The 21,267-nt window shown below is 61.0% G+C and carries 16 protein-coding genes; 9 read left to right on the top strand and 7 right to left on the bottom strand.

The genetic code is table 11. From position 1 onward, the window contains the following. The 9 genes from murD to lpxC all read left to right on the top strand — a co-directional run bounded on the left by murD (position 1) and on the right by lpxC (position 10,491). On the top strand, positions 1–1,347 hold the full coding sequence (murD, locus tag ACEN8Z_RS26825) for a UDP-N-acetylmuramoyl-L-alanine--D-glutamate ligase (protein ID WP_277531635.1): 1,347 nt from the start codon (positions 1–3) through the stop codon (positions 1,345–1,347). Then, the gene (ftsW, locus tag ACEN8Z_RS26820) at positions 1,344–2,561 is read left to right on the top strand and encodes a putative lipid II flippase FtsW (RefSeq protein WP_442097100.1); all 1,218 of its coding nucleotides are present in this window, start codon (positions 1,344–1,346) and stop codon (positions 2,559–2,561) included. Before murD ends, ftsW begins: the two co-directional genes overlap by 4 nt. Continuing rightward, a complete protein-coding gene (gene murG, locus ACEN8Z_RS26815; protein WP_495596205.1) occupies positions 2,551–3,621 on the top strand; it encodes an undecaprenyldiphospho-muramoylpentapeptide beta-N-acetylglucosaminyltransferase in 1,071 nt (356 codons plus the stop codon). Before ftsW ends, murG begins: the two co-directional genes overlap by 11 nt. Next, positions 3,614–5,074, top strand: coding sequence for a UDP-N-acetylmuramate--L-alanine ligase (murC, locus tag ACEN8Z_RS26810; protein WP_495596204.1), 1,461 nt, complete (start codon positions 3,614–3,616; stop codon positions 5,072–5,074). The genes murG and murC overlap by 8 nt, the downstream gene beginning before the upstream one ends. Continuing rightward, a complete protein-coding gene (locus tag ACEN8Z_RS26805) occupies positions 5,071–6,054 on the top strand; it encodes a D-alanine--D-alanine ligase (RefSeq protein WP_495596203.1) in 984 nt (327 codons plus the stop codon). Before murC ends, ACEN8Z_RS26805 begins: the two co-directional genes overlap by 4 nt. A gap of 4 nt (positions 6,055–6,058) precedes the next feature. Continuing rightward, positions 6,059–6,925 (top strand): cell division protein FtsQ/DivIB, encoded by an 867-nt coding sequence (locus ACEN8Z_RS26800; protein ID WP_495596202.1) that lies wholly within the window; start codon positions 6,059–6,061, stop codon positions 6,923–6,925. 15 nt (positions 6,926–6,940) lie between these two features. After that, complete coding sequence (gene ftsA, locus ACEN8Z_RS26795; protein ID WP_007989901.1) at positions 6,941–8,200, top strand: cell division protein FtsA; 1,260 nt, start codon at positions 6,941–6,943, stop codon at positions 8,198–8,200. 73 nt (positions 8,201–8,273) lie between these two features. Then, entirely contained in the window at positions 8,274–9,467 is a 1,194-nt protein-coding gene (ftsZ, locus tag ACEN8Z_RS26790; RefSeq protein WP_007989903.1) for a cell division protein FtsZ, read from the top strand. 112 nt (positions 9,468–9,579) lie between these two features. Then, the gene (gene lpxC, locus ACEN8Z_RS26785; protein ID WP_007939852.1) at positions 9,580–10,491 is read left to right on the top strand and encodes a UDP-3-O-acyl-N-acetylglucosamine deacetylase; all 912 of its coding nucleotides are present in this window, start codon (positions 9,580–9,582) and stop codon (positions 10,489–10,491) included. A gap of 174 nt (positions 10,492–10,665) precedes the next feature. Here lpxC and ACEN8Z_RS26780 read toward each other — a convergent pair whose 3' ends face one another. From ACEN8Z_RS26780 to ACEN8Z_RS26750, 7 genes are all read right to left on the bottom strand, one after another. Beyond that, positions 10,666–12,168: a GGDEF domain-containing protein gene (locus ACEN8Z_RS26780; RefSeq protein ID WP_495596201.1), complete on the bottom strand. Its 1,503-nt coding sequence runs from the start codon at positions 12,166–12,168 to the stop codon at positions 10,666–10,668. A gap of 247 nt (positions 12,169–12,415) precedes the next feature. Next, positions 12,416–12,640 carry a hypothetical protein gene (locus ACEN8Z_RS26775; RefSeq protein WP_495598198.1) on the bottom strand — a complete coding sequence of 75 codons (225 nt, stop codon included), beginning with the start codon at positions 12,638–12,640 and terminating at the stop codon, positions 12,416–12,418. A 250-nt stretch (positions 12,641–12,890) separates the two neighbouring features. Continuing rightward, the gene (locus tag ACEN8Z_RS26770) at positions 12,891–14,255 is read right to left on the bottom strand and encodes a heavy metal sensor histidine kinase (RefSeq protein WP_495596200.1); all 1,365 of its coding nucleotides are present in this window, start codon (positions 14,253–14,255) and stop codon (positions 12,891–12,893) included. Next, positions 14,245–14,922 (bottom strand): heavy metal response regulator transcription factor, encoded by a 678-nt coding sequence (locus ACEN8Z_RS26765; protein ID WP_007989910.1) that lies wholly within the window; start codon positions 14,920–14,922, stop codon positions 14,245–14,247. Before ACEN8Z_RS26765 ends, ACEN8Z_RS26770 begins: the two co-directional genes overlap by 11 nt. Positions 14,923–14,931: 9 nt before the next feature. After that, on the bottom strand, positions 14,932–18,033 hold the full coding sequence (locus ACEN8Z_RS26760) for a multidrug efflux RND transporter permease subunit (protein WP_495596199.1): 3,102 nt from the start codon (positions 18,031–18,033) through the stop codon (positions 14,932–14,934). Beyond that, entirely contained in the window at positions 18,030–19,190 is a 1,161-nt protein-coding gene (locus ACEN8Z_RS26755; RefSeq protein ID WP_495596198.1) for an efflux RND transporter periplasmic adaptor subunit, read from the bottom strand. The genes ACEN8Z_RS26760 and ACEN8Z_RS26755 overlap by 4 nt, the downstream gene beginning before the upstream one ends. A gap of 792 nt (positions 19,191–19,982) precedes the next feature. Then, complete coding sequence (locus ACEN8Z_RS26750) at positions 19,983–20,951, bottom strand: LysR family transcriptional regulator (protein ID WP_007972623.1); 969 nt, start codon at positions 20,949–20,951, stop codon at positions 19,983–19,985. Positions 20,952–21,267: the final 316 nt, after the last annotated feature.

Below are 21,267 nucleotides of genomic sequence, written 5' to 3'. Positions count from 1 at the left end.
GTGTCTCTGATCGCTTCTGACCACTTCCGCATTGTTGTCGGCCTCGGCAAGAGCGGCATGTCCCTGGTTCGCTTCCTGGCGAACCGGGGCGTGGCGTTTGCCGTGGCCGATACGCGGGAAAATCCACCGGAACTGGCCACGCTCAAGCGTGACTATCCGCACGTGGAAGTGCGTTGTGGCGAGCTGGACGTCGAGTTCCTGTGTCGTGCCGACGAACTCTACGTCAGCCCCGGCCTGGCGCTGGCGACCCCGGCCCTGCAGGCCGCCGCTGCCCGTGGCGTGAAACTGTCCGGCGACATCGAGCTGTTCGCGCGTAACGCGAAGGCGCCGATCGTGGCCATCAGCGGTTCCAATGCGAAAAGCACCGTGACCACGCTGGTCGGCGAAATGGCGGCGGCGGCTGGCAAGCGTGTTGCCGTCGGCGGCAACCTCGGTACCCCGGCGCTGGATCTGCTGCGCGACGACGTCGAGTTGTACGTGATGGAGTTGTCGAGTTTCCAGCTGGAAACCACCGATCAACTCAACGCCGAAGTGGCGACCGTGCTCAACATCAGCGAAGACCACATGGACCGTTACAGCGGTCTGCCGGCCTATCACCTGGCCAAGCACCGGATTTTCCGTGGTGCCAAACAGTTCGTGGTCAATCGTCAGGATGCCCTGAGCCGGCCACTGATGGGCGAGGGCCAGCCGTGCTGGACCTTCGGTCTGAACAAGCCTGATTTCAAGGCATTCGGTCTGCGCGAAGAGAATGGCGAGAAGTACCTGGCCTTCGAATTCCAGAACCTGATGCCGGTGCGCGAATTGAAGATTCGCGGTGCTCATAACCAGTCCAACGCCCTGGCGGCCCTGGCCCTGGGCCATGCGGTCGGCCTGCCGTTCGATGCCATGCTGTCGAGCCTGCGCACCTTCGCCGGTCTCGAGCATCGCTGCCAATGGGTCCGCGACCTCGACGGCGTGGGCTATTACAACGACTCCAAGGCCACCAACGTCGGTGCTGCACTGGCGGCCATCGAAGGCCTGGGCGCGGACATCGACGGCAAGGTCGTGCTGATCGCCGGCGGCGACGGCAAGGGTGCCGAGTTCAAGGACCTGCGTGACCCGGTGGCGGCCAACTGCCGCGCCGTGATCCTGATGGGCCGCGACTCCGACAAGATCGGCGAGGCCATCGGCGATGCCGTACCGCTGATCCGCGCCGGCTCCCTGGTCGAAGCTGTCGAGCAATGCCGCGCAGCAGCCCAGCCGGGCGACGTGGTGCTGCTGTCGCCTGCCTGCGCCAGTTTCGACATGTTCAAGAACTACGAAGACCGTGGTCACCAGTTCGTCCAAGCCGTGGAGGATCTGGCATGAGCCTGAGAGGCATCATCAAGCCGTATCCATCGCCGCTCATCACCGGGCGCGGTATCGACCTTGATTTCCCGATGCTCGCCGGTTGCCTGACGCTGCTCGGCCTGGGGCTGATCATGATTGCCTCGGCATCGACCGAAGTGGCGGCCGTTCAGTCGGGCAGCGCCCTGTATTACATGATCCGTCACCTTATTTATGTGGTGCTGGGCCTGGGTGCCTGCATCGTCACCATGATGATCCCGATCGCCACCTGGCAACGCCTGGGCTGGCTGATGCTGCTGGGTGCATTCGGCTTGCTGGTGATGGTGATCATTCCGGGGATCGGCCGTGAGGTTAACGGCTCGATGCGCTGGATCGGCTTCAGTTTCTTCAACGTCCAGCCTTCCGAGATCGCCAAGGTGTTCGTGGTGATCTACCTCGCCGGTTATCTGGTACGTCGCCAGAAAGAAGTGCGCGAAAGCTGGATGGGCTTTTTCAAGCCGTTCATCGTGCTGCTGCCGATGGCGGGCCTGCTGCTGATGGAGCCGGACTTCGGTGCCACCGTCGTGATGATGGGGGCGGCGGCGGCGATGCTGTTCCTTGGCGGTGTCGGGCTGTTCCGTTTCTCCCTGATGGTGGTCCTGGCTGTCGGCGCGGTGGTGCTGTTGATTCAAATGCAGCCCTATCGAATGGCGCGTCTGACCAACTTTGCCGACCCGTGGGCCGACCAGTTCGGTGCCGGTTATCAGTTGTCCCAGGCATTGATCGCTTTCGGTCGCGGCGAATGGCTGGGCGTTGGCCTGGGCAACAGCGTGCAAAAACAGTTCTACCTGCCGGAAGCCCACACTGACTTCGTGTTCTCGGTCCTGGCCGAAGAGCTGGGTGCGGTGGGTTCGTTGTGCACCGTGGCACTGTTCGTATTTGTGTGTATTCGTGGCATGTACATCGGTTTGTGGGCTGAAAAGGCCAAGCAGTTTTTTGCAGCTTACGTGGCATACGGGCTGTCGTTCCTGTGGATCGGCCAGTTCCTGATCAACATTGGTGTAAACGTCGGCCTGCTGCCAACCAAGGGGCTGACCCTGCCGTTCCTCAGTTATGGCGGTAGTTCGTTGGTGATCTGCTGTGCCTGTCTCGGTTTGTTGCTGCGTATCGAGTGGGAAAGTCGAACCCACCTGGGCAGTGAAGAGATTGAGTTCCATGAAAGCGACTTCGCCGAGGAGCCGCACCATGGGCGCTAACGTCATGATCATGGCTGGCGGCACTGGTGGCCACGTGTTCCCGGCGCTGGCCTGTGCTCGCGAATTCCAGGCGCGCGGCTATACCGTGCACTGGCTCGGTACCCCGCGTGGTATCGAAAACGATCTGGTGCCGGCGGCCGGTATCGAGCTGCATCGGATCAACGCCAGCGGTCTGCGCGGCAAGGGCAAATTGTCCCTGCTCAAGGCTCCGTTCATGTTGTTCAAGTCGGTCTGGCAGGCGCGGGCGATCATTCGCCGTCTGCGACCGGTCTGCGTCGTGGGATTTGGTGGTTTTGTGACCGGTCCTGGAGGTGTCGCGGCCAAACTGGCTGGTGTGCCGGTAATCGTTCACGAGCAGAACGCCGTGGCCGGTACCGCCAATCGGTTGCTGGTGCCGTTGGCCGCCCGAGTCTGTGAAGCATTCCCCGACACCTTTACCCTGTCGAGCAGCCGTCGGACCACCGGTAATCCGGTGCGCACCGAACTGTTCCTCGAGACATCGCGACCCGCCCTGGCCGGTCGCAAGGCGCGTTTGCTGATCCTGGGCGGAAGCCTGGGCGCAGAGCCGTTGAACAAGTTGCTGCCTGAAGCCCTGTCGCAAGTCGCTGCCGACTTGCGTCCGGAAGTGTTCCATCAGGCCGGCAAAAACCACGATGAAGTGACTGCAGAGCGCTATCGCGCGGCTGGCGTCGAGGCGCAGGTGCAGCCCTTCATCAAAGACATGGCCCAAGCCTACAGCTGGGCCGACCTGGTGGTATGTCGCGCAGGCGCGCTGACCATCAGTGAACTGGCCGCTGCCGGTCTGCCCTCGATGCTGGTGCCTTTGCCTCACGCCATCGACGATCACCAGACCCGCAACGCCGAATATTTGGCCCGTGAAGGCGCAGCCTTCCTGATGCCGCAAAGAACGACTGGCGCAGCGGATCTTGCCGCTCGCCTGACAGAGGTCCTGATGCAACCACAACGACTCAACGAAATGGCTACCGCGGCACGCCGCCTGGCCAAACCCGATGCCACCCGTAACGTTGTCGATAGCTGCCTGGAGGTGGCCCATGGTTGAGAGTCAGAAAGCCATGCCACAACCGGAAATGCGCCGCATCCGTCGCATCCACTTCGTCGGTATCGGCGGTGTGGGCATGTGCGGGATTGCCGAAGTGTTGCTGAACCTGGGTTATGCCGTGTCCGGCTCCGACCTGAAGGCGTCCCCGGTCACCGAGCGCCTGGAGTCCTTCGGGGCGCAGATCTTTATCGGCCATCGCGCCGAGAACGCCGCTGCTGCCGACGTGCTGGTGGTGTCGAGCGCGGTGAACACGTCCAACCCGGAAGTCGCTACCGCGCTGGAACGCCGTATCCCGGTGGTGCCGCGTGCCGAAATGCTGGCTGAGCTGATGCGCTATCGCCACGGCATCGCCGTTGCCGGTACCCACGGCAAAACCACCACCACCAGCCTGATCGCTTCGGTGTTCGCCGCCGGTGGCCTGGACCCGACGTTCGTGATCGGTGGCCGCCTGAATGCCGCGGGCACCAATGCCCAGCTCGGCACCAGCCGCTACCTGATCGCCGAAGCCGACGAAAGCGATGCCAGCTTCCTGCACCTGCAGCCGCTGGTGGCCGTGGTCACCAACATCGACGCCGATCACATGGCGACCTATGACGGCGACTTCAACAAACTGAAGAAAACCTTCGTCGAGTTCCTGCACAACCTGCCGTTCTACGGTCTGGCGGTGGTGTGCCTGGACGATCCGGTGGTGCGTGAAATCCTCCCACAGGTCAAGCGCCCGACGGTCACCTATGGCTTCGGCGAAGACTGCGACGTGCGCGCCATCAACGTGCGCCAGCAAGGCATGCAGACCTTCTTCACCGTGCTGCGTCCTGACCGCGAGCCGCTTGATGTTTCGGTGAACATGCCGGGCAACCACAACGTATTGAACGCGCTGGCGACCATCTGCATCGCCACCGACGAAGGCGTCAGCGATGAGGCGATCGTCCAGGGCCTGTCCGGGTTCCAGGGTGTCGGTCGACGCTTCCAGGTCTACGGCGAACTGCCGGTGGACGGCGGTAACGTGATGCTGGTCGATGACTACGGTCACCACCCGACGGAAGTCGCGGCGGTGATCAAGGCCGTACGCGGTGGCTGGCCGGAGCGCCGTCTGGTGATGGTCTACCAGCCGCACCGCTACAGCCGCACCCGCGACCTGTACGACGATTTCGTCAATGTGCTGGCCGACGCCAACGTACTGCTGCTGATGGAAGTCTATCCGGCTGGCGAAGAGCCGATTCCGGGCGCCGACAGCCGCAAGCTGTGCAACAGCATCCGTCAGCGTGGCCAGCTCGACCCGATCTACATCGAGCGTGGTGTCGACCTCGCGCCAGTGGTCAAGCCGCTGCTGCGCGCCGGCGACATCCTGCTGTGCCAGGGCGCCGGTGATATCGGCGGTCTCGCACCAAAACTGTTGAAAAGTGAGTTGTTCGCCGGTGCTGTTGCCGCGCCGGTGAAGGGGACGTTGAAATGACTGCTGCCTACGCCAACCTGGTCTCAACGATCGCGCCGAAAGACTTCGGCCGCGTCGCCGTGTTGTTCGGCGGCAAGAGTGCCGAGCGCGAAGTGTCGCTGAAGTCAGGCAACGCCGTTCTCGATGCGCTGCAAAGCGCCGGTGTGGATGCGTTCGGTCTCGACGTGGGCGATGACCTTCTGCAGCGTCTGCTCAATGAAAAAATCGACCGTGCCTTCATCATCCTCCACGGTCGTGGCGGTGAAGACGGCAGCATGCAGGGCCTGCTCGAATGCCTGGGCATTCCGTACACCGGCAGCGGCATCCTGGCTTCGGCACTGGCCATGGACAAACTGCGCACCAAGCAGGTCTGGCACAGCCTGGGCATTCCGACGCCACGTCACGCGGTACTGAGCAGCGAGGCCGATTGTATTTCGGCAGCGACGGAACTGGGCTTCCCTTTGATCGTCAAACCGGCCCATGAAGGTTCAAGTATCGGGATGGCCAAAGTGAGTTCCGCGTCTGAATTGATCGACGCCTGGAAAGCGGCCAGTACCTACGATTCGCAAGTGTTGGTCGAGCAATGGATTCAAGGTCCGGAGTTCACCATCGCCACCCTGCGTGACCAGGTGTTGCCTCCGATTGCCCTGGGCACGACGCACAGCTTCTACGACTACGACGCCAAGTACATCGCCAACGATACCCAGTACCGCATTCCGTGCGGTCTGGACAGCGCCAAGGAAAAGGAACTCATGGACCTCACGGCGAAAGCCTGTGAAGCGCTGGGTATCGCCGGTTGGGGCAGGGCAGACGTGATGCAGGACGCCGAAGGGCAGTTCTGGTTCCTTGAAGTCAACACCGCACCGGGCATGACCGATCACAGCCTGGTGCCGATGGCGGCCCGTGCCGCCGGTCTGGATTTCCAGCAACTGGTTCTGGCCATTCTGGCCGAGAGCGTTGCCGGCAACACTGCCGGTAACCAAGAGTCGACGAGAGGTTAAGGCCATGCAAGGCGCTCAGCTCAGACATCAGCCTCCCGCACCCGGCCGCAAGCCGGTGCCACGGGGTGCCAGCCGAATGGTGGCCAAAGAGCCGATGTCCGTGCGCCTGCCGAAAGCCAACTTCGGTTTTCTCAAAGCATTGTTCTGGCCGGTGCTGCTGGTGGCTTTGGGGTTCGGTACTTACGAAGGCGCGACACGGTTGTTGCCGTATGCCGACAGGCCGATCACCAAAATCAACGTGCAGGGCGACCTGAGTTACATCAGCCAGCAAGCGGTGCAGCAGCGGATCGCCCCGTACGTGGCGTCGAGCTTCTTCACCATCGACCTGGCGAGCATGCGCACCGAGCTGGAAACGATGCCATGGATTGCCCACGCCGAAGTGCGCAGGGTGTGGCCGGATCAAGTGGTGATCCGCCTGGAAGAACAACTGCCGGTGGCCCGCTGGGGCGACGAGTCGCTGTTGAACAACCAGGGCCAGGCCTTCACTCCGCGTGAGCTGGCGAACTACGAACACTTGCCTCAGCTGTTCGGCCCGCAGCGGGCTCAGCAGCAAGTGATGCAGCAATACCAGGTGCTGAGCCAGATGCTCAGGCCGCTGGGCTTCTCGATTGCACGCCTCGAACTGCGTGATCGTGGCAGCTGGTTCCTGACCACCGGCCCCGGCAGTGCGGGTCCCGGGATCGAACTGCTGCTGGGACGCGGCAACCTGGTGGAAAAGATGCGCCGCTTCATCGCCATCTATGACAAGACGCTCAAAGAACAGATTACGAACATTGCGCGCATCGATCTGCGCTACGCCAACGGCCTTGCTGTTGGCTGGCGGGAACCTGTAGCGCCCACGGCAGCCCAACCCGCTGTCGCGAAGAATTAAGAAGAGGCAGGACCCATGGCAAACGTGCAAAGCGGCAAAATGATCGTCGGTCTCGATATCGGCACCTCCAAGGTGGTGGCGCTGGTAGGCGAGGTCGCGGACGACGGCACGCTGGAAATCGTCGGAATCGGCACCCATCCGTCCCGTGGCCTGAAAAAAGGCGTGGTGGTGAACATCGAGTCCACCGTGCAATCGATCCAGCGCGCCATCGAAGAAGCGCAGCTGATGGCTGGTTGCCGCATTCACTCGGCGTTCGTCGGCGTGGCTGGCAATCACATCCGCAGCCTGAACTCCCACGGCATCGTGGCGATTCGTGATCGCGAAGTCAGCTCGGCCGACCTTGAGCGTGTGCTCGACGCCGCCCAGGCCGTGGCAATCCCGGCTGACCAGCGCGTGCTGCACACCCTGCCGCAGGATTACGTGATCGATAACCAGGAAGGCGTCCGCGAGCCGCTGGGCATGTCCGGCGTGCGTCTGGAAGCCAAGGTCCACGTGGTCACTTGCGCCGTCAACGCCGCACAGAACATTGAAAAATGCGTGCGTCGCTGCGGCCTGGAAATCGACGACATCATTCTCGAACAACTGGCTTCCGCGTACTCGGTGCTGACCGATGACGAGAAAGAGCTGGGCGTGTGCCTGGTGGACATTGGTGGCGGCACCACCGACATCGCGATCTTCACCGAAGGCGCGATCCGTCACACCGCTGTGATCCCGATTGCCGGTGACCAGGTGACCAACGACATCGCCATGGCGTTGCGCACCCCGACCCAGTACGCCGAAGAAATCAAGATTCGCTACGCCTGCGCCCTGGCCAAACTGGCCGGTGCCGGTGAAACCATCAAGGTGCCAAGCGTTGGCGACCGTCCACCGCGCGAACTGTCCCGCCAGGCCCTGGCCGAAGTGGTCGAGCCGCGTTACGACGAGCTGTTCACGCTGATCCAGGCCGAACTGCGCCGCAGCGGCTACGAAGACCTGATCCCGGCCGGCATCGTGCTGACCGGCGGTACGTCGAAGATGGAAGGCGCGACCGAACTGGCCGAGGAAATCTTCCATATGCCGGTGCGCCTGGGCGTGCCGCATGGCGTGAAAGGTCTGGATGACGTAGTACGCAACCCGATCTATTCCACCGGCGTCGGCCTGTTGATGTACGGCCTGCAGAAGCAGTCCGACGGCATCTCGTTCTCGGGCATCGGCAGCCGCGACAGCTACAGCAACGAAGAGCCACAGGCTCCGCTGCTGGACCGCCTGAAGAAGTGGGTCCAGGGCAATTTCTGAAGATTTACCGCAACACCGTTACACCGAAGCACGCAGTAGGCGAAAAAACTAGAGAATGTAAAGGAGAGGGAAAATGTTCGAACTCGTAGACAACATCCCCGCAAGCCCGGTAATCAAAGTTATCGGTGTCGGCGGTGGCGGCGGCAACGCTGTCAACCACATGGTCAAGAGCAACATCGAAGGCGTCGAATTCATCTGCGCCAACACCGATGCTCAAGCGCTGAAAAACATCGGCGCGCGCACCATCCTGCAACTGGGCACCGGCGTGACCAAGGGCCTGGGCGCTGGCGCCAACCCTGAAGTCGGCCGTCAAGCCGCCCTGGAAGACCGTGAGCGCATTGCCGAAGTGCTGGCCGGCACCAACATGGTGTTCATCACCACTGGCATGGGCGGTGGTACCGGTACCGGTGCTGCGCCGATCATCGCCGAAGTGGCCAAGGAAATGGGCATCCTCACCGTTGCGGTGGTGACCCGTCCGTTCCCGTTCGAAGGCCGCAAGCGTATGCAGATCGCCGACGAAGGCATCCGCATGCTCTCCGAAAGCGTCGACTCGCTGATCACCATTCCCAACGAGAAGCTGCTGACCATCCTCGGTAAAGACGCAAGCCTGCTGTCGGCTTTCGCCAAGGCTGACGATGTACTGGCCGGTGCCGTTCGCGGTATCTCCGACATCATCAAGCGTCCGGGCATGATCAACGTCGACTTCGCCGACGTGCGTACCGTGATGAGTGAAATGGGCATGGCGATGATGGGCACTGGCTGCGCCAGCGGTCCGAACCGTGCACGCGAAGCCACCGAAGCGGCCATTCGCAACCCGTTGCTGGAAGACGTGAACCTGCAAGGCGCTCGCGGCATCCTGGTGAACATTACCGCCGGTCCGGATCTGTCCCTGGGTGAATACTCCGACGTGGGTAGCATCATCGAGGCATTCGCTTCCGAGCACGCGATGGTCAAGGTCGGTACCGTTATCGATCCGGACATGCGCGACGAGCTGCACGTGACTGTCGTCGCTACCGGTCTGGGCGCAAAAATCGAGAAGCCTGTGAAGGTCATCGACAACACCGTCCACACTTCGATGGCTTCGCAGCCACAACAACAGGCCCCTGTTCGTCAAGAAGCTCCAGCGGTGAACTACCGTGACCTGGACCGTCCGACCGTCATGCGCAACCAGGCCCAGGCCGGTGCTGCGACTGCCGCGAAGATGAATCCGCAAGATGACCTGGACTACCTGGACATCCCGGCATTCCTGCGTCGTCAGGCCGATTGATGAAATGTATCAGGGCTATGAAGGTGATTGGTGTTCAGCAAAGGCGTGGTCTGCTATCATCGCCAGCCTTTGTTGATACCAGTTCGCAATTTGCGCTGAAGCGGCCCATGCCATGATTAAACAACGCACCCTGAAGAATATTATCCGTGCCACAGGTGTCGGCCTGCACTCCGGGGAGAAGGTCTACCTGACCCTCAAGCCAGCGCCTGTCGACACCGGCATTGTGTTTTGTCGCGCCGACCTCGACCCCGTGGTGCAGATTCCTGCCCGCGCGGAAAACGTTGGTGAAACCACTATGTCGACCACGCTCGTTAACGGTGACGTCAAAGTGGACACGGTAGAGCACCTGCTCTCGGCCATGGCAGGCCTGGGCATCGATAACGCCTACGTCGAGCTCTCCGCGTCCGAAGTCCCGATCATGGATGGTAGCGCTGGACCTTTCGTATTCCTGATTCAATCGGCTGGCCTGGAAGAACAGGACGCCGCCAAGAAGTTCATCCGCATCCTGCGTGAAGTGACAGTGGAAGATGGCGACAAGCGCGCTACTTTCGTCCCTTTCGAAGGGTTCAAAGTGAGCTTCGAGATCGATTTCGATCACCCGGTTTTCCGTGACCGCACCCAAAGTGCAAGCGTGGATTTTTCCAGCACTTCGTTCGTAAAAGAAGTCAGCCGCGCCCGTACCTTTGGTTTCATGAGTGACATCGAGTACCTGCGCAAGCACAACCTCGCACTCGGCGGCAGTGTTGAAAACGCAATTGTGGTCGACGCCGATGGCGTACTGAACGAAGACGGCCTTCGCTATGAAGACGAATTCGTGAAGCACAAGATCCTCGATGCAATTGGTGACCTCTACCTGCTGGGCAATAGCCTGATTGGTGAGTTCAAGGGCTTCAAGTCCGGCCACGCACTGAACAACCAGCTGCTGCGCAAGTTGATTGAGCAGACAGATGCCTGGGAAGTCGTGACGTTCGAAGACGCCAGCACTGCACCGATCTCTTACATGCGCCCGGTTGCGGCCGTGTAAGCAAAAAACCTCTCTAGTTTTTTAAAGGCTACCTTCGGGTGGCCTTTTTTTATGTCCTGAAGTTTGTAGTGCTTGGGCTGGCGTCATCGCGAGCAAGCTCGCTCCCACAGTGGGCTGTATTCCCTTGTGGGAGCGAGCTTGCTCGCGATGACGCCCGTCCATCCAACAAAAAAATCAACTGGCCCACACCACCCGGTTACGCCCCCGCTCCTTGGCCTGATACAACGCCTTGTCCGCGTTGAACAGTAATTGCTCCAGTTTGATATCGCTGGCCGCCGTCCAGGTTGCAATACCGATACTCACGCTCATTGGCGACTCATCGGCGTCCACCAGTGACAGTTTTTGCACCGCCTCCCGGATATGTTCGGCGATCTGCTGCGCGCCTTCACTGCCAGTTTCGGCCAGGACTACCGAAAACTCTTCGCCACCATAGCGAGCCACCAGGTCCGCCGGGCGATGGACACTGGCGCGGATGACTTCGGCCAGTGCCCGCAAGGCTTCGTCACCCGCCTGATGCCCGTGCCGATCGTTGAAGGCCTTGAAGTGATCGGCATCGATCATCAGTAACGACAACGGCTTGCGGCTGCGCTGCGCACGAAACCATTCATGGCGCAGGGCCTGATCAAGGGATCGGCGGTTGGCCACGCCGGTCAAGGCATCGGTGGCCGCCAGTTGCGCCAGTTCCTGCTCGGCACATTGGCGCAGGCGCAGCTCGCGGCAAAGCAGCCAGGTCAGCCACAACAGACCGATGCACAAAACCCCGGTTGCGCCGCTGATCACATAGGCCGTGCGGTTCCAGGTGGCGAACACTTCATCGATGGAAAGGGCCACGATGACGGTCAGCGGCAGATTGCCGACCCGGGAGAAGGTGTACAGGCGCCGTTGATGGTCGACGCTCGACACGCTTTCGAAGGTGCCACTGCGCTCCTGCAGCATGCGTACGACGTTGGGGCGGCTGGAGAAGCTTTTGCCGATGGAATTTGGTTCCCGGTACGGTTTCTGCGCCAGGAGAACCCCGTCATTGTTGATGATGCCCAGCGTACTGCCGGTGCCGATGTCGAGGCTGTTGAACAACTGATCGAAGTAGCTCATGCGCATCGAAGCTACCGCGACCCCCTGAAACTCACCCGTGGGCGAAGAAATGCGCCGGCTGAAACTGATGCGCCATTCGTCGCGGTCATCGCAGTCGCAGCTCGGCTTGAACGGTCGGCTGATAAACATGCCGGTATCGCGATTGAAGACATGGGCCAGGAAATAATCGCGGTCAGCGAAGTTGCCCGGTTTCGGTTCGATCAGTGATGAGTCGGCCAGCACGTCGCCGTGCTTGTCCAGCAGCAGGATGTCGCCCTTGTAGCGCGCGGTGGCGGAGCGATCGAACAGCACCAGATGGCGGATCTGCGCAGAAACCTGTTTCAGATCGTCCCGTTGGGCGGCGGCGATCAGGCCTTGCAAGGTCAAGTCATAGAGCTCGACCGTACGCAGGACATCGGCATCGATCAGTTGTGCAATGGTGGTCGCACTGCGTGTAGCGGTTTGCTGGGCGTAGGCGTGTTCGCGGATCAGCAGAAAAGTGACGATGCACAGGATCGAGATGACTGTCAGGGTGCTGCCGACGATCACCATGATCTCCGGTCGCCCGGTTTTGCCTGAAAATTGTGGGGTTCGGCTTGCGGTCATAAGACAGACGTCTGCTGGAAGGACCTTGTAAGCGTAGTTCCATAAACGTAACAGCCGAATGATTCGTTCCGGTTGCTCAAACGATTAATCAATGGTGTGGGCGTCAGTGACTTTCGTTGCAAAAATTGCAAAGAAGGTTGAGTCGCCACTATAAAAAAAGCCGCTGAAAACAGCGGCTTTGAGGACAACTTTTCAAAGGGAAGAGCCGATGAAAAGTGTCGAGGGAAACAGGCGTGACAGGTACGGATCAGCTGTCATTCTCGGCCCGTGGCTGGGCCTGAGTGCTGGATGCTTGCGGGGCTTGGGTGTCTTGCGCAGCCTTGGCTGTCATCTCGATCTGATGCTCTTCGAGCGTTGCAGCGCGTGCGGCGTTATGCGCGACGAAGGTCTGCGATTCTTCCGCCATCGCCAATGGCGACAGGAACAAAGAGGACAAAACGAAAGCGCTGGCAATACCCATACTGTTGGACATCTTTAAAACCTTCTTGCTTGGCAAGTGCTGTTTGGTGCGGGCAAAGATAAGGATATGGGGCGAGGGGAAAAAGAGCGGATTCATGAAAGGACTGTTGCTGTTATGGCAACAGTTGGTTGGCCGCACACTTGTGTTCAACCCGGAATCAATGTGGGAGCGAGCTTGCTCGCGATAGCATCACCTCGGTTCAGAAGTTGCACCGAGTCGCCTGCATCGCGAGCAAGCTCGCTCCCACAAAGGAAGAAGAGGGTCAGACGGGCAGGTGTATGCCGAAGGTGTTCATCCCATGGTCACTGCGCACGAACACATCGCCGCCATGCATCAACGCAATCGCCTTGACGATGGCCAGACCCAGGCCGTGATTGTTGCCGCTGTTGCTGCGCGAAGCATCGACCCGGTAGAAGCGTTCGAACAGCCGTGGCAGGTGTTCACGGGCAATTGGCGAACCGGGGTTGGCTACGCCGATGCTGACTTGATGCTCCCGGGCTTCGATCCGCACTTGAATCACCTGCCCGGGCGCGGTGTGCTGCACCGCGTTGTTCAGCAGGTTGATCAATGCCCGGCGCAAATGGGCAATCTCGATGCGTACTTGCGCGTCACCACTGACCTCAACCCGGACCTGAGCGTCTTCGAGAATGAAATCCAGATATTCCAGGGTCGTGGCCACTTCGTCCGCCAGCGATGTGGACGTCAGTTTGGTCGCCTTGCTGCCCTGATCGGCACTGGCGAGGAATAGCATGTCGTTGATGATCGACCGCAGTCGCTCAAGCTCTTCGAGGTTCGATTGCAGTACTTCGAAGTAGTGCTCGGCGGAGCGTCCGCGGGTCAATGCGACCTGGGTCTGGCCGATCAGGTTGGTCAGCGGCGAGCGCAGTTCGTGGGCGACGTCGGCGTTGAACGATTCAAGGCGCGAGTAGGCCTGCTCGACCCGTTCCAGGGTCGAGTTGAACGAGCTGACGAACTGATCAAGCTCCGGCGGCAACGGTGACAATCGCAAGCGCCCCGAGCGCAGCGGCGGGGCCAGGCGTTGGGCTTCCTGGGACAGTTTGATCAGCGGCTTGAGCCCGATCCGCGCCACCCAGTAACCCAGTGCCGAGGCCAGTAACACGCCGACAATCGCCAGGCTGATCAGCGCGATCAACAGTTGATGCTGGGTCTGGAAAAACGTTTCGGTATCGATGGCGATCATGAAGCGCAGTGGGGGGCGCTGGTCTTTGGCGGGGAATTCGCTGACCAGCACTTTCAGCGGATACGGGTGATCCGGCAGTTGCATGTCGCGCGTGCCCAGCGGCCCTTGGGCAAAGGCACGGATCGCCGGTGTCAGGTTGCCGTATTCGTAGTGCGGATCGCCGCTGATGATCCAGAAACTGATGCGCTTGTCTTCTTCGCTCAGTAGATTGAGCTTGTTGTTGATCTTCACCCAATGCTCGGGCGTGCCGTATCGGCCGACCGTGGATTCGAGCACGCTGTAGCGCGCGTCCAGCTCGGCTTCGGGCAACAGGCCCAAGCCTTTGTCGACCTGCTGGTACAGCGCCCAGCCAATCAACAAAAACACCAACAGCGCCACCAGCGTGAACATGCCGCTGAGGCGCAGGGCGATGGAGTTACTGGACACCGCGGCTCTCCAGCACATAACCCATGCCGCGGATGGTGTGCAGCAGTTTCTCTTCGAACGGCCCGTCGAGCTTGGCCCGCAGGCGTTTGATCGCGACTTCTACGACGTTGGCGTCGCTGTCGAAATTGATGTCCCAGACCATCTCGGCAATGGCGGTTTTCGAGAGGATTTCACCCTGGCGCCGGGCCAGTACGCTGAGCAGCGAGAATTCCTTGGCGGTCAGGTCCAGCCGTGCACCGCCTCGGGTCGCCTTGCGGCTGATCAAATCTATCCACAGGTCGGCAATGCTCACTTGCACCGGTTCATGGCCACCACTGCGTCGGGTCAGCGCTTGCAGGCGTGCCACCAGTTCAAGGAAGGAAAACGGTTTGCCCAGGTAATCATCGGCACCGTCACGCAGGCCTTTGATGCGATCTTCCACACGCTCGCGGGCGGTCAGCATGATCACTGGGGTTTGCTTGCGCGCACGCAGGGCGCGCAGCACGCCGAAGCCGTCGAGGCCCGGCAACATCACGTCGAGGACGATCACCGCGTAGTCGCTCTCCAGCGCCAGGTGCAGGCCTTCGACCCCGTCCCGCGCCAGATCCACGGTGTAACCCTGTTCCGTCAGGCCGCGGTGCAGATAATCCGCGGTTTTTTCCTCGTCTTCGATAATCAGAACGCGCATGACCCCGCCTCAGTCTGTAGTCGCCAGCGCCGGTACTGGCGAGGGTTTTGGCCGATGGAACAGCCGCTCCAGCCACAAGTATATGACCGGTGTGGTGAACAGCGTCAGCGCCTGGCTCACCAGCAAGCCGCCGACCACCGCGATCCCCAGGGGCTGGCGCAACTCGGCGCCGGTGCCGTAGCCGAGCATCAGCGGCAGGGCACCGAGCAGGGCGGCGAGAGTGGTCATGATGATCGGCCGGAACCGCGTGATACAGGCCTTGAAGATCGCTTCTTCAGGCGACAGTCCGCCATTGCGCTGCGCTTCGAGGGCGAAGTCGATCATCAGGATGCCGTTTTTCTTGACGATACCGATCAACAGCACCAGCCCGATCAAGGCCATGATCGAAAAGTCCTGACCGCAAATCCACAGCATGATCACCGCGCCGAGGCCCGCCGAAGGCAAGGTCGAAATGATTGTCAGCGGGTGCACGAAGCTCTCGTAGAGCACGCCAAGAATGATGTACACCGCCACCAGCGCCGCCAGGATCAACCACGGCTGGCTGGCCAGCGAACTCTGGAACGCCTGGGCTGCGCCCTGGAAATTGCCGCTGATGGCGCTCGGCATGCCGATGTCGACCTTGGCCTGGTTGAGCATGATCACCGCATCGCCCAACGCCACGCCGGGCGCCAGGTTGAACGACAGGTTGGCGGCCGGGAACATGCCGTCATGGGCAATGGACAGCGGGCCGATGGTCGGTGCATCGAACCTGGCCAGGGCCGACAGCGGCACCATTGCCCCGCTCAGGGGCGAGCGCAGGTAAAAATAGTTGAGGCTTTCGGCCTTGCCGCGCTGCTGGGTGTCCAGTTCCAGGATCACGTTGTACTGGTTGATCTGGGTCTGGAATTCATTGATCTGGCGCTGGCCGAATGCATCGTACAGCGCTTCGTCGACATCGCTCGCGGTCAGGCCGAAACGCGCCGCCGCGCTACGGTCGATGCTGATGTGAGTGATGCTGCCGCCCAGTTGCAGGTCGTTGGAAATGTCGCGGAAGGCCGGGTTGGCGCGCAGTTTTTCCGTCAGGCGCTGGGTCCAGGTGCTGAGTGTGCCGCCGTCATTGCTCTTGAGTACGTATTGATACTGGGCACGACTCGGGCCGGAGCTGAGGTTGATGTCCTGGCCAGCACGCAAATACAGCACGATGCCCGGCACTTTCATCAGTTGCGGGCGAATCCGGTCGATGAACTGGCTGGCCGAGACGTCGCGGTCTCCGCGTTTTTTCAGGGTGATCCAGAACCGGCCGTTGGCGATGGTCTGGTTGCTGCCGGAAACCCCGACCGAGTGCGAGAACGTTTCCACGGCAGGGTCGGCGGCGACGATTTCCGCCATTGCCAGGTGTTTTTTCACCATGTCGCCGTAGGAAATGTCCGCAGCCGCTTCGGTGGTACCGAGGACGAAACCGGTGTCCTGAATCGGGAAGAAGCCCTTGGGGATAAAGATGTAACCGGCGACGGCCAGGCCGAGGGACAGGCCGAACACACCGATCATCAACTTCTGGTGGGCGAGAGCGTGGCGCAGGGCTTTTTCATAGAGCGCCAGCAGGCGTTCGCCGAAGCCCGGTTTAGCGTGGGCGTGATGTACCGGCGCGCGCATGAACAGCGCAGCGAGGGTCGGCGCCAACGTCAGGGACACCACCACCGAAATCATGATGGTCGAGGTGGCGGTCAGGGCGAACTCCTTGAACAACCGCCCGACCACGCCGCCCATGAACAGCAGCGGAATGAACGCCGCCACCAGCGAGAAACTGATCGACACCACGGTGAAGCCGATTTCCCCGGCACCTTTGATCGCTGCTTCGCGCATGCCGTCGCCGGCCTCCAGATGGCGGTGAATGTTCTCCACCACCACGATTGCATCGTCGACCACGAACCCCACGGCGACCACAATCGCCACAAGAGTCAGGTTGTTCAGGCTGAAACCCATGATGTACATCAAGGCGAAACTGGCGATCAGCGACACGCCGAGTACCGCCGAGACAATCAGCGTGGCCGACAGTTGGCGCAGGAACAGTGCCATCACCGCCACCACCAGCATGATCGCGATCAGCAGGGTGATTTCCACTTCATGCAGCGAGGCACGAATGGTCTGGGTGCGGTCGATCAGCGTCTTGACCTGCACCGAGGCGGGCAGCATCGCTTCCAGCACCGGCAGCGCTGCCTGAATACGGTCCACGGTCTCGACGATGTTGGCCCCTGGCTGGCGGAAGATCACCAGGTTCACCCCCGGTTTCGAGCCCGCCCAGGCCTGGACATAGGCATCTTCCGAGCCGTTGACGACTTTGGCCACGTCCTTGAGGTGGACCGGTGCACCGTTCTTGTAGGAAACAATCAACTGACTGTAATCCTCGGGGTGGAACAACTGATCGTTGGTGGACAGGGTTGAAATGCTCGATTCCCCGTACAACGCACCTTTAGCCAGGTTGAGGCTGGTTTGCTGGATCGCCAGGCGGATATCGGCGAGGGTCAGGCCGATGGCCGCGAGTTTGTCCGCCGAGACCTGGACGCGGATCGCCGGACGTTGCTGACCGGTGATGACGACTTGGCCTACACCGTCAATCTGGCTGATCTGACGCGACAGCAGGGTTTCCGTCAGGTCACTGAGTGCCGGGCCGGGCATCAGCGACGAGTTGACGCTAAGAATCAGCACTGGGCTGTCAGCCGGGTTGACCTTGCGCCAGGTCGGCAGGTTTGGCATGTCCTTGGGCAGCTTACCGGCGGCGGTGTTGATCGCGGCCTGCACTTCCTGGGCGGCGGTGTCGATGCTCTTGTTGAGGGTGAATTGCAGGGTCAGGTTGGTCGAACCGAGGGCGCTGCTCGACGTCATCTGGGTCACACCGGGGATGGCGCTGAACTGCACTTCCAGGGGCGTGGCCACCGATGAGGCCATGGTTTCCGGGCTGGCACCGGGCAGTTGCGCCGCCACCTGGATAGTCGGGAATTCCGCCTCGGGCAAAGGCGCCACCGGCAGGCGTGGAAAGGCGATGGCGCCCAGCAGTACCAGGGCAAACGTCAACAGGACCGTCGCCACCGGGTGGTCGATGCACCAAGCGGATATTGAGCCATGGCCTTTCATTGCGCGGCCTCCGATTGCACCACTTGCGGCGGCTCGGTCACCACCTGCACCGTCGACCCCGGCTTGAGCCGCGACTGACCATCGCTGACCAGCACATCACCCGGCTTCACGCCTTTAATGATGTCCTGGCCGCTGCCTTGATAGACCATCTGCACCTGCACGGCTTCGACTTTGTCGCCGTTGACCCGGTACACGAAGTGCTGATCGAGGCCGCGTTGCACGACTGTCGGTGGCACCACCAGCGCATCTTTCTCCAGCGCTGTCTGAATCTTTACCGTCACCAGCAGGCCCGGCCAGAGTTTCTGCCCCGGATTGTCGAATTCGGCCTTGGCGCGGATGGTGCCGGTGTTGGCGTTGATCTGGTTGTCGATCAGGGTCAGGTGGCCTTCGCCGAGCAGGTTGCCGGTTTCGCCGTCGGTGTCGGCACCGATGTAGGCCTTTACCTGAGCGTGTTGCGGGTCGTTGATCAGGCCTTGCAGGGTCGGCAGCATTTGCTGCGGCAGGGAGAACTCCACGGCGATCGGGTCGATCTGGGTCACGGTGAACAGGCCCTGGGTGTCGGTCATGCGCAGGAAATTGCCTTCGTCCACGGTGCGAATGCCGACGCGACCGGTCACAGGGGAACGAATCTGTGTGTAGGAAAGTTGTACCTGAGCTGCGTCGATTGAAGCCTGATTGCCTTGGGCGGTGGCTTTGAGTTGGTTCACCAGCGCCTGTTGCTGGTCGTAGGTCTGCTTGGAAACGCCGTCGTCAACACTCAGCAGTTTGTAGCGTTTAAGGTTGACCAGCGCCACTTGCAGCTGCGCCTGGCTTTCGCCCAGCTGTGCCCGGGCCTGGTCGAGGCTGGCGCGGATCGAGCGGTCGTCGATGGTGGCCAAAAGGTCGCCTTTTTTCACCAATTGGCCTTCCTTGACCATGATTTTGGTGAGGATGCCGTCGATTTGCGGGCGAACCACGACGCTGTGCAGGGACAACACCGAACCGATGCCGCTGACATAGCGGGGCACGTCTTTTTCGGCGACGGCGACCACGCGCACGGGGATGGCGGTGGGGCTGGCGAGTTTGGCCTTGGCCGGTTTGGCTGCATACCACAGGCCCAGCGCTGCCAGGACGATCAGAAGGGCGACGAGCAGGGCGGGTTTGGTCTGGATTCGCATGCGAGTGGGGCGCCGGGGCTGGGTGGTCGGTAGGTCGGTAGGTCGGTAAGGTATTTTCCTTTATAAACCTGTTTGGCGGTCAGGAGGGTGACGGCTAACTGACGGCATTGTCAGTTTGGGGGGACTTGGCGGCCTTTCAGCCGACCATGTTCTTGGTTGACCGAGTACATATCCGTTTCTTTGGTAATGGCGGCTTATGGTTCCGCCCTTTCGGCGGGTTACTTGGAAGAGCCTGTAGGAGCGAGCTTGCTCGCGATGGAGGTCAACGATGATGCGGGGAGCCTGACACCCCGCGGTGCTCTCAGGTTTTTCGTCGGAACGCCGCCCGGAGCAAGCTCGCTCCTACAGAGCCCGCCGCCATCGGCCATCCATGGCCGGGGGCGGCTAACCCGGCATCCATGCCGGGTTGCCCACTACGCAGAACCTCCACTCGGCCTCTCGAGGGGGCGTGCACCGCAAAAGCAAAAGCGAGGCGGCCTACCGGCCGGCCTGATTGTCTGGTTCGGTGTACACAGTACCTGTGGGAGCGGGCTTGGTCCGGGCGGCGTTCCGACGAAGGCGGCCTGACAGCCGACCAATCTCTTGCAGATGTACTCGATTCTTGTGGGAGCGGGCTTGCTCGCGAAAGCGGCCTGCCATACGACCAATTTTTGGCAGATTTATACAAATCCAATTGTGGGAGCGAGCCTGCTCGCGAAAGCGGTGTATCTGCTCACAGTGATGTTGAAGGTGAGAACGCTATCGTGAGCAAGCTCGCTCCCACAAAGGATCAATCTGTGAGCTGAGAGATTTTCAGTTCGCCACCCGAACCCCACCCAGGCTCCCGCTCAATTCATACGCCGCCAACTCCGCCTGATGCGCCGCCAGCAATTCCGGCAACGATCCGCGCAAGTACTCGACCCAGGTCTTGATCTTCGCATCCAGGTACTGGCGCGAAGGGTAGATCGCATACAGGTTCAGTTCCTGCGAGCGGTATTTGGGCATCACCCTCACCAAGGTGCCATTGCGCAGGCCTTCTATCGCGGCGTACAGCGGCAGGACACCAACGCCCATGCCGCTGATGATCGCGGATTTCATCGCGTCGGCGGAGTTCACCAGAAACGGCGAGCTGTTGATGGTGACCATTTCCTGGCCATCAGGGCCGTCGAAGGCCCATTTTTCCAGCGGAATCACCGGGCTGACCAGGCGCAGGCAGGCGTGGTTGAGCAGGTCGCTGGGTTTTTGTGCGCAGCCGTTGGCTTTGACGTAGGCCGGCGAGGCGCAAACGATGCTGTAGGTGATGCCCAGGCGCTGGGAGACGAAGCCCGAGTCCGGCAGTTCGCGGGCAAGGACGATGGACACGTCGTAGCCTTCGTCGAGCAGGTCCGGCACGCGGTTGGCCATGGTCAGGTCGAAGGTCACGTCCGGGTGCGTCTTGCGGTAGCGGGCGATGGCGTCGATCACGAAGTGCTGGCCGATGCCGGTCATGGTGTGCACTTTCAGTTGCCCGGCCGGGCGTGCGTGGGCGTCGCTGGCCTCGGCTTCGGCTTCTTCGACGTAGGCCAGGATCTGTTCGCAGCGCAACAGGTAACGCTTGCCGGCTTCGGTCAGGGCGATGCGACGGGTCGTTCGGTTGAGCAGACGGGTTTGCAGGTGGGCTTCCAGGTTGGAGACCGCGCGCGAGACGTTAGCCGTGGTGGTGTCCAGTTGTACGGCGGCGGCGGTGAAGCTGCCGGCTTCGGCCACGTAACTGAAGGCGCGCATGTTTTGCAAAGTGTCCATGGGGTGCTCTCGGGTGCGATGGCAAATTGTGACACGAAGTTTCGGGGGCGGTGACCCCTACCTACGGATTATCTCGTTAACGGTAACAAAGATTCACAGGAATCCCAGCTTATCGCCCTTCTGGCCGCCCCATAGAATTGCGCAACTTGGGCAACCGGGGCTCGACCTACCGCATAACCTGTGGGAGCGGGCTTGCTCGCGAAGAGGGCATCACATTCAACAGCGATGTTGACTGACAGACCGCTTTCGCGAGCAAGCCCGCTCCCACAAAAGCGGATCTCCGGTTTCCAGAAAATCTCATGCCTCCCCCTATTTC

The sequence above is a fragment of the Pseudomonas sp. Pseusp10 genome, assembly GCF_059492225.1.
This window is presented reverse-complemented; position numbering and strand designations above follow the sequence as displayed.

Excerpts from the sequence above, each read along its gene's own strand:
- ftsW (WP_442097100.1), top strand. The coding sequence starts at position 1,344 with ATGAGCCTGAGAGGCATCATCAAGCCGTATCCATCGCCGCTCATCACC.
- murG (WP_495596205.1), top strand. The coding sequence starts at position 2,551 with ATGGGCGCTAACGTCATGATCATGGCTGGCGGCACTGGTGGCCACGTG.
- murC (WP_495596204.1), top strand. The coding sequence starts at position 3,614 with ATGGTTGAGAGTCAGAAAGCCATGCCACAACCGGAAATGCGCCGCATC.
- ACEN8Z_RS26805 (WP_495596203.1), top strand. The coding sequence starts at position 5,071 with ATGACTGCTGCCTACGCCAACCTGGTCTCAACGATCGCGCCGAAAGAC.
- ACEN8Z_RS26800 (WP_495596202.1), top strand. The coding sequence starts at position 6,059 with ATGCAAGGCGCTCAGCTCAGACATCAGCCTCCCGCACCCGGCCGCAAG.
- ftsA (WP_007989901.1), top strand. The coding sequence starts at position 6,941 with ATGGCAAACGTGCAAAGCGGCAAAATGATCGTCGGTCTCGATATCGGC.
- ftsZ (WP_007989903.1), top strand. The coding sequence starts at position 8,274 with ATGTTCGAACTCGTAGACAACATCCCCGCAAGCCCGGTAATCAAAGTT.
- lpxC (WP_007939852.1), top strand. The coding sequence starts at position 9,580 with ATGATTAAACAACGCACCCTGAAGAATATTATCCGTGCCACAGGTGTC.
- ACEN8Z_RS26780 (WP_495596201.1), bottom strand. The coding sequence starts at position 12,168 with ATGACCGCAAGCCGAACCCCACAATTTTCAGGCAAAACCGGGCGACCG.
- ACEN8Z_RS26775 (WP_495598198.1), bottom strand. The coding sequence starts at position 12,640 with ATGTCCAACAGTATGGGTATTGCCAGCGCTTTCGTTTTGTCCTCTTTG.
- ACEN8Z_RS26765 (WP_007989910.1), bottom strand. The coding sequence starts at position 14,922 with ATGCGCGTTCTGATTATCGAAGACGAGGAAAAAACCGCGGATTATCTG.
- ACEN8Z_RS26760 (WP_495596199.1), bottom strand. The coding sequence starts at position 18,033 with ATGAAAGGCCATGGCTCAATATCCGCTTGGTGCATCGACCACCCGGTG.
- ACEN8Z_RS26755 (WP_495596198.1), bottom strand. The coding sequence starts at position 19,190 with ATGCGAATCCAGACCAAACCCGCCCTGCTCGTCGCCCTTCTGATCGTC.
- ACEN8Z_RS26750 (WP_007972623.1), bottom strand. The coding sequence starts at position 20,951 with ATGGACACTTTGCAAAACATGCGCGCCTTCAGTTACGTGGCCGAAGCC.